The sequence below is a fragment of the Paenibacillus sp. BK720 genome (genome assembly GCF_011761545.1).
GTDB lineage: Bacteria > Bacillota > Bacilli > Paenibacillales > Paenibacillaceae > Pristimantibacillus.
The window spans coordinates 297179-311260 of the sequence record NZ_JAASRQ010000002.1; the positions used below are offsets into that span (position 1 = coordinate 297179).

Below are 14082 nucleotides of genomic sequence, written 5' to 3' on the forward strand. Positions count from 1 at the left end.
GTCCTTTTCTACGTAAAGGCTGATATAATAAACGATAGATTAAAGGAGGTGTACGATACGCATGCCGGATGTCGTCTTTTACCGCGATCAAGCGCTACCGTTTCTTGAAGCCAAACGATGCCGCAGGAGCGATTTTGCCTATCAGAAGCACTTCCATGAGGAGTATTCCATCGGGCTTATCGATACCGGGGAGACTCACGCGTGGTGTGACGGAACGCTGCACCGGGTGGAGGAAGGCCGCATGATCAGTTTTCCGCCAATGATGCTTCATGCCTGCCATCCGGAGGAAGGAGCGGACTGGAGCTATAAAATGCTGTTTATCAAGCAGGATTGGCTTCAAGGGCTGAAGCAGCGGGAGCTTGCCCGGCTGCACATTCCTTTCCTGCTGGAGGAGGGCAAGAACAAGGTTTGCCGAATCCGCATCAACCGGACGATGGAAGCCTTATCGGGAGCCGCTTCCCCGCTTGATATCGAAACCTCGCTGATTGAGCTTATCGAGGCGGTAGTCAGCCGCAATGCTTCCGATTTTGCGCATCAGCGCTGCAGAGCCAGACAAGAACGCAAATACGTCAAGCTGGTCAAGGAATACTTGCATGAGCATTATACGGAAAGGGTTACCCTGGACGAACTGGAGAGGATAACGGCTATCAGCAGGTTCCATCTGATCCGGTTGTTTAAGCAATCGAGCCTTCTGCCTCCCCATGCTTATCAGAATCTGCTCCGGATTAATCATGCCAAGGCGGAGCTTGCGAAGAACAGTCGGGCGATCGCCGATATTGCGGCTGAAGCGGGATTTTACGACCAAAGCCACTTCTCCCGGACGTTCAGCAGAATCGTAGGAGCTACGCCGCAGAAGTACGTTTTATCGATGTAGCAAAAGAGCAATTTTATACAATACGGTCACTCCCTTATCTCTTACAATAAACGCAATTCGTGAAAAGGGAGTGGCATCGCATGAATCGGCATTCGGAATTGGAACAACAGTTAACAGCAGTCTTAAAATCTATCGCGCGCCGCGCGGATTTGAAAGGTTATGCGGAGCAGAACCCGCAGTTGAATGGGATATTGCGCCGGGCTGCGTTAAGGTATATGGCGGGGAACAATCTTCAGGAAGGATTGAAAGCCGGAAAAGAGATTATGAGAAGGGGTTATTCTCTTTCCATCGAATACATTGGTGAGAATACATCGGATGCCGGGGAGTGCGAACAAGCCGCGGCTGAGATGAAAGCGCTTATTCAGCAGTTGAAGCAGTCGGGATTGCCGGGGCGGGTGTCGTTTGATCTGTCGCATATCGGATTAATGATAAGCCCTTCGCTTGCGCATGCCAACTTGACGGAGCTGGCCAAGCAGACGGAAGGAACGGAGATCGAGCTGTTCATCAGCATGGAAGAGTCGGGGAAAACGGATGATATTTTATCCGTCTATAAGCAGGCAACGGCCGAATACTCCGGCATCGGTATTACCTTGCAGGCGCATCTCAACCGAACGCCGGCGGATTTGGCCGCGCTGACTTCGCCTGGGCGAATCCGTATCGTAAAGGGAGCTTATCAAGAGCCGGACAATCTGTCGCTTGCACGGTCGCCCGAGCTGAATGAGCGTTATTTGAATCTAGTTGAACTAGCAATCCGTGAAGGCCATCAGGTATCTATCGCCACCCATGACGACGTTATTATTAATGCCGCAAGGGAGAGAGGATGGCTGACAAGCCCGCAAGCCGAGCTTGAAATGCTGTACGGCATTCGTCCGGAGCTGGCTTGCCGCCTTCGGAGCGAAGGGGCACCGATACGGATTTATGTTCCGTACGGCCACGAGTGGTACTTGTATTTATGTCACCGGATTGCGGAATATCCGCCTAACCTGTATCAGGCTGTCATCGATATGGTAAGCGGACAGGGAGTGAACAACAACTACCAGTAGGGAGCGTGTTCGTAATGGCATCTAACTTTCATTTGAACGACGGTTCTTCGCGTCCGCCAAGAATGGAAATCCAACAGTCCTGGTGGGCGATGACTGGGCTTGGCGAGAACGGCCGGGAATGGACGATGGAGGAGAAGTTCGAGAAAATCGCCGAAGCCGGCTTTACCGGCATCAGCGCAACGATGCCGTCTGAACAGGACTATGCGCAGTGGCATCGTCTGCTGGACAAGCATCAGTTCAGCTTCAGCACGATCGCTTTTCCGGCGAACGTCAAGGACATGCTGGATACGCTTGAAGCCGCGAGGAAGTTCGGCCGGGTTCAATACATCAATTCTCAAGTTATGGATGCGTTTGTTATTGGCGATGAAGCGGTTCAATTGCTGGAGGGTCTTCTCGAGGCTTCTTCGGAAGCGGGCATCCCGCAATTTATCGAAACCCATCGCGGAAGAATTACGCAGGATCTGCTCCGGACGACCGAATATGTAAGGGCATTGCCGCAGCTTAAGCTCATAATCGATCTGTCGCATTACGTAGTTGGCGGCGAATTGGACGGCACGCACAGCCGTTCGGAAGAGGAGTTTGAGATACTGCTTCAGCGGACCGCCGGAATTCACGGCCGCATCTCCAACGGAGAGCAGGTCCAAGTGGATATGGTTAACGGCGGCCATCCGATGATCAAGCATTTCAAACGCTGGTGGCGCAAGGGAATGGGAAATTGGTACGCGAATGCCGCGTCCGGCGATATTCTCTCTTTTATTCCGGAGCTGGGTCCTCCGGGTTATGCGATTACGAGAGTAGCTGAGAACGGCCGCGAGGTTGAGACAACCGACCGCTGGCAGGAGGCTTTGCTGCTGAAGCAAATCGCCGAGGAATTATGGGAAGAGGTTGTAGCCGAGGCATCCAATCCGCAAGCCATACGATAAAAGGTTGCTGCCTGCTGCTGCAGGCAGTTTTTTTGTGCTCGTATTTACAGAAATGATCAATAAAATGGTTAATTTTGCCGGTGGGCCTGATAAATCGTCAATCCGAATCAAGCTTTTGCCTTGAGGAGGGGGAGCCCCTCCTTTTTGCTATATAATCTGTGCCATTTGGGGAAAGATAATCCTCAACCTGATGAAAAAGAGGCTGCGCCGAATGACAGACAAATCCAAGTGGCTGCGAAGCCATCTGATACCTTTTAAACAGAATAGGCTGCTGCAGATCACGATAGCGATATTAGCCGTATTTTGGATCATCATGGCGATACGTCCATCGGACTGGAAAATATGGGCGGTCGAAAATTCGCTTTTGATTGCCTTCGTAATTGTTCTGATTGCGGCGTACCGGAAGTTTCCGCTCAGCAATTTATCGTACGTGCTTATCGCACTCTTCCTGGCGATGCATGCTTATGCCGCTCACTATACGTATCAGGATACGCCGATAGATGAATGGCTGAAGCAGCTTTTTCACATCAAAAGAGGGTTCTACGACCGGATTGTCCACTTCGCGTTTGGCTTGCTTATCGCTTTTCCCGTACGGGAGTCGGTTCAATATTTCCTGAAGCTGCACAGGAAATGGCCGGCCTATATCGTGACCTTTGCGATGATTACGACGGCAAGCGCTTTGTACGAGCTGCTCGAAATGTGGTCGGCTTATCTGTTCAACAGAAAGATGGCGGCCAAGTATATCGGGCTTGAAGGCGATCCGTTTGATTCGCAGAAGGATATGACGTCGGCGCTTGCCGGAGTAGTCGTTGCGATCGTCATATTTCTGCTTCTGTGTAGAGCGCTGAATCGGAAGAACAGCATGATCGGGAAAAATACGGATTGAAAAGCCGATTTTGATATGCTATGATGTGCAAAAGCAAAAGCGCAGAAGAGAATAACATGCAGTCAGCTTATGTTCAGAGAGCGGAGGGAATGCTGAAACCTTTGCCTTAAGCCTTGCATGAGGTCATCTCGGAGCTGTTGACTGAAGGCTGAAGGAAGTTCAGCTGCGTAGGCTCAACCGGATTGGCACACGTTACCGTGCGGCAGGTAAGCAGTTGCTTGCCTCATGAGACCGGATTTGCAAGATCGCCGGTGAACCAGGGTGGTACCGCGAAGATAACCCCTTTCGTCCCTAGGCCGTTCAGCTGTATGCTGACGCCTATGGAAGAAAGGGGTTTTATGATTTTTCATAAAGAAGCGTGGAAGAGAAATAGCGGCATGCGGCTTATGCCCAGAGAGCAGAGGGATTGGTGGAACCTTTGCCATAAGCGATGGACGCGGTCATCTCGGAGCTGTTGACCGAAAGCTGAACTTCAGCCAAGTAGGCTCAACCGGAATTGCACACGTTATCGTGCGGCAGGCAGGAGCGTTCCTGCCTCTTGAGACCGGATTCGCGAGAATTTCGGTGAACCAGGGTGGTACCGCGAAGACTAAACCCCTTTCGTCCCTTATGGCTTGCAGCATTGCTGTGATTAGCCGGGGAAGAAAGGGGTTATTTTTTAATTACGGGAGGCTGCCCAAGATGGAGAAAACGACAAAAACCTGGATGACTGGCTCGGAAGCACTGCTGCGAGGATTATTGGAAGAAGGCGTTGATACGGTATTTGGTTACCCTGGCGGGAGTGCGTTATATATTTACGATGCAATGACGCAAAACAAAGAATTCAAGCATATTCTGACCCGCCATGAGCAAGGCGCGGTTCATGCGGCCGACGGTTATGCCCGTTCCACCGGCAAAGTTGGCGTATGTATCGCAACCTCGGGACCGGGCGCAACCAATTTGGTGACCGGCATCGCCACGGCGCATATGGATTCCATTCCGATGGTTATCATTACGGCAAATGTGCCTACGTACATGATTGGGACGGATGCTTTCCAGGAAGCCGATATTGTAAGCATAACGATGCCGATAACCAAGCACAGCTATTCCGTCCGCGATGCGGCAGATATTCCGCGAATTTTGCATGAAGCCTTTTATCTGGCGGGCACGGGAAGGAAAGGACCGGTTCTGATCGACATTCCGAAGGATATTTCGAATGCCAAGCTGGAGTATGAGCCGTATACGGCGGAAGTAAGCCTTCGCGGTTATGAGCCGGATCCGGCCATCGACGAGGCGCGCGTTGGCGAATGGATGACGGCTATCGCCGAAGCCGAAAGACCGCTTATCATTGCCGGAGGCGGGATCGTCCATGCGAATGCTTCCGACGAGCTTATCCGTTTTGTTGACCGGACGCAGATCCCGGTTATAGCTACGCTGCACGGACTTAGCGGTTTTCCGAGCGGACATTCCCTTGCGTTTGGCATGGCCGGCCATCATGGCAACTATGCGGCCAACATGGCTATTCAGCAGGCGGATCTGATCATCTCGCTGGGCTCCCGGTTTGACGACCGGCTGACGATGAAGGTAGGGGGCTTTGCGCCGCAGGCGAGACGAATTGTCCACATTGATATCGACCCGGCGGAGATTGATAAAATCATTAAAGCCGATATCAGCATCGTTGGCGATTTGAAGGGGATTCTCGCGTACGCTTGTACGGTAGCAGCGCCTGCCGAAACCGCAGGCTGGCTGGAGCGGATTAGGCAGTATCAATCGCAGCATCCGCTACGCTACAACGATTCGGATACCGAGCTAAAGCCGCAATACGTACTCGAAATGATTCATCGGACTTCCCATGGCGACGCGATTATTTCAACGGACGTAGGTCAGCATCAAATGTGGACGGCGCAATTTTACAAGTTTAATCAGCCGCGTTCGCTTTTGTCCTCTGGAGGACTTGGCACGATGGGCTTTGGTTTTCCGGCGGCGGTAGGTGCCCAGATCGGCAATCCGGACCGGCTTGTAATCTCGATCAACGGCGATGGCGGAATGCAGATGTGCGCCCAGGAGATGGCGATTTGCGCGGTGCAGCAAATTCCGGTGAAGATCGTCGTTCTGAATAACCGGGTGCTCGGCATGGTAAGACAGCAGCAGGAGCTTATGTACGAGAACCGGCTGAGCCAGATCGATCTGGCAGGAAGCCCGGATTTCGTCAAGCTGGCCGAAGCCTACGGGCTGAAGGGGCTGCGCGCTTCGAATAAGGCCGAGGCAGACGCTGCCTGGCGGGAAGCGCTTGAGACACCGGGTCCGGTACTCGTAGAGTTCGTTATTCCGATGGACGAGAACGTGTATCCGATGGTTATCGGCGGCACGGCCTTGGATGAGATGATTCTTGGGGAATTTGAGTAAAACTTCTTCCTTGCTTTTACGTATAATGGTTATCACGTACTTGCAGGAGGAGCGCATGAATAGGTCCCGAATCATTTCTGTGCTGCTGGCAGCGGTATTGCTGTGTCTTTCGTTAACCGGCCGCGGCGCGAATCCTTTCGAAAGAGGATGTATGAAATAAGCTGAAACCTGCCAAGAATGAACAATACGCTCTTCATTTTTTTGCTAGATTGCCTCCCGGGAAGGACTTCCCGATGCATGGGTCGCGGGCCGCGGAAGGCATTGTTTCGGAGACTCCGTATCCCAGTCAGGTGAAGGAGTTTTTATCCGGAAATCTGCTGCATGAGTAATCTTGAGGCAGCCTGTTGACATCGATAACTGTATACATTATTATAACAGTAACAACTTAAGTTACAGTTACTTACTTCAATTAAGGCGGTGATGACCATGAGTATTGCAGTCAGCGATTGGGTGCAAGGTCAAACGATCAGCGGTGAATTTGTTTTCGGCTACGTCGAGCATATCGACTTGGAACAAAACGTTGCAAAGGTTCATGTTGTAAAATCGGATAACGAGGATTCGGCCGGGCGTATGGCGCTTGCTAAGGTTCATCATTTGAGACAGCAGGCAGAGTGGGTTCCGGATGAGGAGGATATTCGCAGTTTGATTGATCTCGCTCTTGAGGCGCAGGATCAAGCCTGGTTTATGGAGCTCAGCGGCCGGCTGAAGGAAACGGTGCAAGGCGATTCGAAATCCCGAAAGTGGATGTGGAACAACAACGGATCCCGTTTATCCCATATATTCGAGTAAAAATGAAAGGGTTCAAGTTAGCCGATTGGCTTACTTGAACCTCTTTTTCATTAAATGGAGCAACGGATGATTTTTGCCGATATTGCCGAAAGGCTGCTTTCCGAACGGCAGGTTAGGAAAGGCGGCCGCGGCTGTTGCCGCCTTTTTGTTGGCCGCGGCAGGCGTTTTGCCGGTTGGCTTGCTTTTGCTTTTGCTTGCGCCTTTGCTTTTGCTTGCACCTTTGCTTTTTCCGTTAGCTACTTTCCTTTTATTGCCGCTATTGCCATTAGTATCGCTATCGCCGCCATTGCCGCCATTGCCGTTCGCTTGGTTTTCGGTTTCTCTCCCCGTTTCCTCCAAATCCTCCTCTGATGTCGTTGAGCCGTTGCCGTTACCGACTTGAATGGATTCCGGAGCGATTTGTTTGGCAAATCCAAAATGGATAATGCCGCTGTTATTCACGACAATAACCTTTCCGATACAGTTAAACATACAAGACTCGCATCCCCTCGCTGCGGCAGCTTATCTCATAGTTTATGGACAAAATGCCGCATCCGAATGGGTGTTTCAATAGGGGGATAGAGCCTTTTTCCAAGTTTTCTCTATCTATCCTTTCGATTCAGTTCCGCAATAAATTGAGAGGCCATGCCTGAGTCTGCATGGCCTTTTTAGGATTACGATTGTGCTGCCGGTTTCATGGCGTGATCCTTGGGTTCCGCAGCCCTAAGTTCGGAAGCCTTGGTCTCGAACCGGTCCCAGCGGATGACGTTCTCCAGAATGATGACGAGGATAACTCCGATAATAAGTCCGTTGGAGAGAATCGGCGTCAGGAGAGGTGGAAACTCCGCAAAGGCCGAAGCCGGTATGTTCATGATGCTGATACCGGTCAGAACCGGAAGCGCAACCCGATAGATCGTCTTGGCATTAAACGAGGTTCCCTGGAAGGATCGGATCGCGGTGCCGAACATCTGCAGGTAAGCGACGAACAATACCGCATTCCCGACGGACAACGGCAGCTTAGCCAGCCAGCTGCCTAATGCCGGGAAGACTCCGACGATGATAAACATTGCTGCTCCGGCAATAAGGGCCGCACGGCGAAGTACCTTCGTGTTTTCCAAAAACCCGATCGAGGATGCGAACGTTCCGAACGGAATCAAGCCCAGGCACCCCGCCAGAATCGAGAAGCCGTTCGTGAACAGGATCGAGCGGACAAACTGTTTGTTGGTTGCTTCCCGTTTGAAAAGCCTGCCTGCCGCCGTCAAGCTCGTAAGCGTGTTGGTCATATTGACGAGCCCGGCAAGCAGGCCTACCATTATAATGCCCGGCTCAAAGCCCGGCGTTCCCCACGGAAGCCAATGCCAGATGCCGGTTCCTCCGCTTGCTGCTTCCATGCGGCTCTGACTTCCGAAAAAGACGGAGTAAGCGATCCAGCCTACGATAATCCCGCCCAGCAGAGAGAACTGCCCCCATTTCCCTTTGCCTTTCAGATGAATAAAAGCTACAACGATAATAATAAACAGGGACAAGGCAGCAAGCTTCAAATCCCATTTGCCGCCTTGATCGTATCCGATCATCCCTTTAAAGAACGTGTTGGCGAGCTGGAAGGTAAGCAGCAGCAGGAACACGCCCATAACCATCGGCGTAAAGATACGCCGCAGTACGTTCAGGAAGCCGCATAACGCAAGAATAATGACTATGCTGCTCGAGATGATAAAGCCGCTGCTAAGGCTTGCCGCAACCGTGCCGATATCCAGTCCCATCGCGGGCGCGGAAGCGCAAATGCTGAGCACCAGTCCCCACCAGACGCCGGCCGGGCCATCCATTAGGGCGTAACGGTGCCCCCATACCGCCTGGACGATGCAGAGCAGTCCGGTCAGAATAAAGGAGCGCTGCATCGAAGACGCGATATCCTCCGGCGCAAGTCCAAGCGCATGGCCGACCGAGAGCGGCACCATTACCGTATTCGTAAATATAAAGAACAGCCACTGCATGCCGGCAAGCAGCACGGTGAAGCTCTCTTTTGTTTTCAACATTAGGATTCCCAGCTTTCTTCAAAATTTCCGTTTCATTCGAGCTTCGTTTTTCTTCCGAATGCTCCGTATATGGTATCATGAGCATAACTATATTAAAAATATTAAATAAATTGCGAAAGCATATGAAAATCATATAGCAGACTTGCGGATGGGGACAGGAAATGGATATCAAACAATTGCGTTATTTTATTGCGTTGGCGGAAGAGCTTCAGGTGACGTCGGCGGCGCTGCGTCTGCATATGTCGCAGCCACCGCTCAGCCAGCAGCTGAAGCTGATGGAGGAGGAGCTTGGCGTGTCTTTATTTGTACGCAGCGGCCGCCATCTGGAGCTGACGGCGCCGGGAAAAACCTTGTACGAGCATGCCTTGACCATCACCCGGCTGCTGGAGGAAGCAAAGGAGGAAGTCAAAGAATCCGGCCTCGGGCTTCGGGGAAAGCTGTCGATCGGAATCAATACGCTGTCCGACGAACGGCTTCCGGCCGTGCTTAGCGCCTTTCGCCAGTTATATCCGAAGGTTACGTTCAAGATTCAGCAGAATGAGACGAATACGCTGACGAGATTGATCAAGGACAAAGCATTGGACCTGGCGATCGTCCGTCTTCCGGTCAGCCTGGAGGATTTCGATCATGTCATTCTTGGCGCCGAGCCTTTGTTTTTTGTGACCGGGGCGGGTGATGAGCAGCTTGAAAAGGTTACGTATGATTGTATTGCCAAGCACCCGCTTGTTCTCCCGAGCACGGAAGGGTTAGGGCTTTATCATCTGATCCTCGATCAATTCCATTCGCGCGGACTTTCGCCTGCGGTTATAGGCGAATGTTCGGATATCGGAATGCTTGTGGAGCTTATCGCTTCGGGCTTTGGCGCTTCCATTCTTCCGCGCACCTCGGTGAATCGGTATCAGAATCACCGTATCCGGATTGTGCCTATCGACGGGCCGGACGTCACTTCAAGCTCGGCGGTCATATGGCTGAAGCAGCATTATTTGAGCAAAGCCGCACAGAAGCTTATCGATTTGATTGCCGGGCCCTTGCTAAGGTAAGAGAAATCCCTTCCACGCCGGAAGGTTTTTTTTGTTAATTGGTTAATTTTTCAATCCTGAAAACCGTACAATTGAATCTGAAAAATAACCAATGCTTTTTGCCGGGCGGGTCGTTATATTATTGTTTGAAATCGATTTCATAAATAGAAATCAAATAAGGAGGCACGTTAATGAAATTAAAAAAAGCACTAACCCTGGCCGTAACGGCTTGCCTAGCGGTGGGAATGATGGGCTCCATCAAGGTACAGCAAGCGGATGCGGCCATCGGAGCAAGCGATTTTTTGAAGACAAACGGAAAGCAAATTAAGAACAACAACGGCAACGGCAGCGTCGTAAGCCTGCATGGCACCAACCTTGGCGGCTGGATGATGGAAGAGAACTGGATGTCCCCGCTTGGCGGCACCGACGAGTGGACGGTCCGCGGAACCTTGATTAACCGGTTCGGATCTTCTGCGGTTGATTCCTTGAAGGACAGCTATCAGGATTTATGGATTCAGGCAAGCGATTTGGATACGATAAAAAATATGGGTCTTAACTTTATCCGGGTGCCGATTTATTGGGAGAACATGATGAACCGCGACGGCACGATGAAGTCGGATGCCGTATCGTTCGGCAACCTGGATTGGCTTGTATCCAACGCGCAATCCCGAGGTCTGTATGTGCTGCTTGATCTGCACGGCGTTCCGGGCAATATGAACGGCTGGCAAAGCGGCGGGCGCGAAGGCGCAAACGAGCTGTGGAGCAACACCACGTACCAGAACTGGGTCGTGCAGCTGTGGCAGAGGATCGCCACTCACTACAAAGGCAATCCAACGATTGCCGGCTACGATCTGCTTAATGAACCGGTCAGCAATAACGGCAGCCTGTCGATCAGCCAAATGTATGACCGTTTGTACAAAGCCGTCCGCGCGATTGACCCGGATCATATGATTTACGTGGAAGCCTTCGGCTATTGGAATAATATTGCGGCTCCTTCGACTTACGGCTGGACGAACGTGGTTTACGAGGTGCACAGCTATGACTGGAACGATACGGACTGGAATAGCCAGAACAACAGCATCAACCAGTGGTTCTCGGATATTGTCTGGCATCAGAACAATTGGAACGTGCCGGTCTACTCCGGCGAGTTTACGTTGTTTACGCATAACGACCTATGGGAGAAATGGCTGTCGGGCCTGGATGCGCTTGACGTTTCCTGGACGAACTGGTCCTATAAAGTAACGAGCGGCGGCAATTGGGGCTTGTACCAGAACAATACGAACCCGTTCCCGAACGTAAGCAGCGACAGTCTTGCAACGATGCAATCGAAGCTGTCCAAATTCACAACCAATTACTTTACGCCAAATACGACCCTTATCAATATGTTCAAAGCTTACGCGAAGCTTAATGCGCCTTCCAGCCTGCAGGCAAAAGCGAACAATCTGTACGTTACGGCCGAGAATACCGGCGCCTCGCCGCTTGTGGCCAACCGCACCACCGTTGGCACATGGGAGAAATTTATCGTGGTGACGAACGCGGACGGCACGGTATCGTTCCTGTCGCTTGCCAACAATAAATACGTCAGCGCCGATCTTAACAACAACGGCAGGCTGATCGCGCAGGCGCAGGGTATTGCGGCGTGGGAGAAGTTCACGAAATCAACCAATGCCGATGGCACGGTATCGTTCAAATCGGTTGCCAACAATAAATATGTCAGCGCGGATTTGAATCTTGGCATGCTGATTGCCAACCGCGACAGCGTCAGCGGCTGGGAAGCCTTCAATCTGACGGCTGCGCCGTAATGCTGAAATAGAAAAGAAATTATGTAGGCCGCCCTCCCGCAGGGCGGCCTTCTTTGTGCCGAAAAGCCGTGCCTTATCTAGCGGAATCTGAATCTCCTAATATGAAGAAGCTACATTAAAGACCCAAAGGAGGGGATGTCGTGCAAGGAAGAACAAAGGGGAATGCCCAAGGCATTGACGTATCCCATTACCAGGGAACGATTGATTGGGCGAAAGTCGCGGGCGACGGAATCACGTTTGCTTTTGTCAAAGCTACCGAAGGAGAGAACTACAAGGATCCAACCTTTCTGCAAAATGCCAACGGAGCGGCAGCGGCAGGGCTTCTTGTTGGGGCTTACCATTTTCTGAGGGCGGCTTCATCGGCTGCGGCGAAACGGGAAGCTCAGTTTTTCTACCAAACGGCCTCGCAGGCTAACAGCTTGCTATTACCACCCGTCATGGATTACGAGACGAATTCGGGCAGCCTTAGCGATGCAAGCATGAACGCCGTAGCAAGAGCTTTTTTGGAGGAGACGGAGCGGTTATTTGGGGTCAAGCCGATTTTTTATACCGGCAACGCTTTTGCCAACCATTTCGATATCTCGCTTGGCGGATATCCGTTATGGATTGCCAGATACAACGCATCTACGCCGCCGGATGATGCCAAGGCTTGGGCCAAATGGAAGTTTTGGCAATACAGCGACGGAAGCTCGGGCGGGTCATTGCCTGGCGGCACCCGGAAGGTATCGGGCATTGGCGGTAATGTCGATCTGAATGAATACGCGGGGACGGAAGCCGATTTGCTTAATGCCTATGCGCCGGAGGAGGATAAACCAATGACAGATGCGGAAAAACGACGAATGGAGGAGCTTGAGCAGCGGCTTGCCGCGCTTGAGACTCATGTTAACATTTCGGGCAGCCAAACGCCGCCAAGCTGGACGAAGACCTCGACTTCGGCAGCCATGAAAGCGGGTATTATCACGTCGGTGAACGATAAAGGAATGCCGGAGTTTATTACGATTCAAATGCTGTATAACGCAGGCTTGTGCAATGCGGAGCTGATCAAATTTTTCAAGGAGTTCAGCGCCGATACGCGTAAAGCAATCGAAGAGCTGCTGAAGAAATAAAGAGGCGGAAAAATCCCTTTCCGATAGACCCGGAGGGGGATTTTTGTTGTTATGCGGGGGGCTGGCACAGTATAGTAAAAAGTGGTGAGCGCCCTTGAAGGATATTCCGTTATATAAACAAATTCAGGAAGCTATTAAAAGCCAAATCTCGCTTGGCAATTTGCGTCCGGGTGACCGGATACCGTCCGAGAAGGATTTGGCCGCGCAGTTTCATGTCAGTCTGATGACCACGAAAAATGCCTTGGCCGGTCTCGCGGAGGAGGGAATTGTCATCCGCTCCAAGGGCAAAGGCACGTTTGTTGCCGGACAAGCGCCGTACAATTTGTTTTTCCCGGCAGACGAAGGAAGCAGAGGGGAGCGGGAGCTGCCTGCATACCGCCATTCGTACGGCAAGCTTATCGGAATGATTATTCCGTCCATGCGCACGCAAGTGGAGCAGCGTCTTCTGGACGCTATCGAAAATGCGGTTAACGGCTATGGCTATACGCTGGTCATCCGCGTATCCAGGGGCAGCGCCGCCAAGGAGCTGCAATCGCTTGAGGATCTTGGCGCTATTGGCATCAGCGGTTTAATCCTCTTCTCCATAGGAGCGTTGCATGAACGTCGGACTGTCGTAAGAGCAGAGGAGCTCGAATGCCCGGTTGTACTGATCGACCGTTATTACAACGATAGGCCGGTCGTCAGCGTCTGCTCGGATAATAAGGCAGGCTCGCGCAAGGCCGTATCGTATCTTGTCGGGAAAGGACATCATCGTCTTGCCCTGCTGACGCCGCCCGTGGAGCATAGCGTAATGGCCGACAGGCTTGCCGGCTTCGAAAGCGCGGTGGCCGAATTCGGGCTGAAGCCGTCATCCGTATTGCGATATACCGTTCCGTATCAGCGGTTTAACGTATCAAGGAAGGATGGGGCGGAGTTGATCCATCAATGGATGCTTATCCATCATGACAGCTTCACCGGCCTTGTCGCTACGGACGTTGAGCTTGCCCGGCTGGCTTATCATGCTTTGAAACGGATAAACCGGACCGCAGGTAAACAATTGGTTGCGTTTGATGATACCGAGATTCCAGAGGTTGCTTTTATCCGTCAAAATGAAGCCGCAATCGGCGCCAAAGCCGTCTCGCTGCTGATGGGCCATATCGCCCGCGGAGAGCAGCTTCAAGGCAGGTTTGTTGTTCCGACTCAGCTGATTTTGCCATCATAAATAAAGAAGGAGGCAGACCTTTGATGATGGCCTGCCTTCTTT

At 51.9% G+C, this 14082-nt stretch carries 12 protein-coding genes; 10 read left to right on the forward strand and 2 right to left on the reverse strand.

Annotated elements, in window-relative coordinates; all coding sequences use genetic code 11:
- Positions 1 to 61: 61 nt before the first annotated feature.
- The 6 genes from FHT67_RS08175 (at position 62) to FHT67_RS08200 (ending at position 6900) form a co-directional block, all read left to right on the forward strand.
- A complete protein-coding gene (locus tag FHT67_RS08175) occupies positions 62 to 874 on the forward strand; it encodes a helix-turn-helix transcriptional regulator (RefSeq protein WP_167197318.1) in 813 nt (270 codons plus the stop codon).
- An 80-nt stretch (positions 875 to 954) separates the two neighbouring features.
- Entirely contained in the window at positions 955 to 1917 is a 963-nt protein-coding gene (locus FHT67_RS08180; RefSeq protein ID WP_167197321.1) for a proline dehydrogenase family protein, read from the forward strand.
- Between the two features lie 14 nt (positions 1918 to 1931).
- Positions 1932 to 2840: a sugar phosphate isomerase/epimerase family protein gene (locus FHT67_RS08185; RefSeq protein ID WP_167197324.1), complete on the forward strand. Its 909-nt coding sequence runs from the start codon at positions 1932 to 1934 to the stop codon at positions 2838 to 2840.
- 211 nt (positions 2841 to 3051) lie between these two features.
- Positions 3052 to 3726: a DUF2238 domain-containing protein gene (locus FHT67_RS08190; protein ID WP_167197327.1), complete on the forward strand. Its 675-nt coding sequence runs from the start codon at positions 3052 to 3054 to the stop codon at positions 3724 to 3726.
- Between the two features lie 681 nt (positions 3727 to 4407).
- Positions 4408 to 6111: a biosynthetic-type acetolactate synthase large subunit gene (gene ilvB, locus FHT67_RS08195; RefSeq protein ID WP_167197330.1), complete on the forward strand. Its 1704-nt coding sequence runs from the start codon at positions 4408 to 4410 to the stop codon at positions 6109 to 6111.
- A 426-nt stretch (positions 6112 to 6537) separates the two neighbouring features.
- Positions 6538 to 6900 (forward strand): IDEAL domain-containing protein, encoded by a 363-nt coding sequence (locus FHT67_RS08200; RefSeq protein WP_165930651.1) that lies wholly within the window; start codon positions 6538 to 6540, stop codon positions 6898 to 6900.
- 30 nt (positions 6901 to 6930) lie between these two features.
- On the opposite strand, the gene FHT67_RS08205 is transcribed toward FHT67_RS08200, so the two are convergent.
- Both FHT67_RS08205 and FHT67_RS08210 read right to left on the reverse strand, forming a co-directional pair.
- The gene (locus tag FHT67_RS08205) at positions 6931 to 7371 is read right to left on the reverse strand and encodes a hypothetical protein (RefSeq protein WP_167197333.1); all 441 of its coding nucleotides are present in this window, start codon (positions 7369 to 7371) and stop codon (positions 6931 to 6933) included.
- A 182-nt stretch (positions 7372 to 7553) separates the two neighbouring features.
- Positions 7554 to 8912, reverse strand: a complete 1359-nt coding sequence (locus FHT67_RS08210; protein ID WP_167197336.1) for a uracil/xanthine transporter — start codon at positions 8910 to 8912, stop codon at positions 7554 to 7556.
- A 161-nt stretch (positions 8913 to 9073) separates the two neighbouring features.
- Between FHT67_RS08210 and FHT67_RS08215 the strand changes: the two genes are divergently transcribed.
- From FHT67_RS08215 to FHT67_RS08230, 4 genes are all read left to right on the forward strand, one after another.
- Positions 9074 to 9952 carry a LysR family transcriptional regulator gene (locus FHT67_RS08215; RefSeq protein ID WP_132306744.1) on the forward strand — a complete coding sequence of 293 codons (879 nt, stop codon included), beginning with the start codon at positions 9074 to 9076 and terminating at the stop codon, positions 9950 to 9952.
- A gap of 170 nt (positions 9953 to 10122) precedes the next feature.
- On the forward strand, positions 10123 to 11733 hold the full coding sequence (locus FHT67_RS08220) for a cellulase family glycosylhydrolase (RefSeq protein WP_167197339.1): 1611 nt from the start codon (positions 10123 to 10125) through the stop codon (positions 11731 to 11733).
- A gap of 140 nt (positions 11734 to 11873) precedes the next feature.
- Positions 11874 to 12839 (forward strand): GH25 family lysozyme, encoded by a 966-nt coding sequence (locus FHT67_RS08225; protein ID WP_167197342.1) that lies wholly within the window; start codon positions 11874 to 11876, stop codon positions 12837 to 12839.
- A 94-nt stretch (positions 12840 to 12933) separates the two neighbouring features.
- Complete coding sequence (locus tag FHT67_RS08230) at positions 12934 to 14040, forward strand: GntR family transcriptional regulator (protein WP_167197344.1); 1107 nt, start codon at positions 12934 to 12936, stop codon at positions 14038 to 14040.
- Positions 14041 to 14082 lie beyond the last annotated feature (42 nt).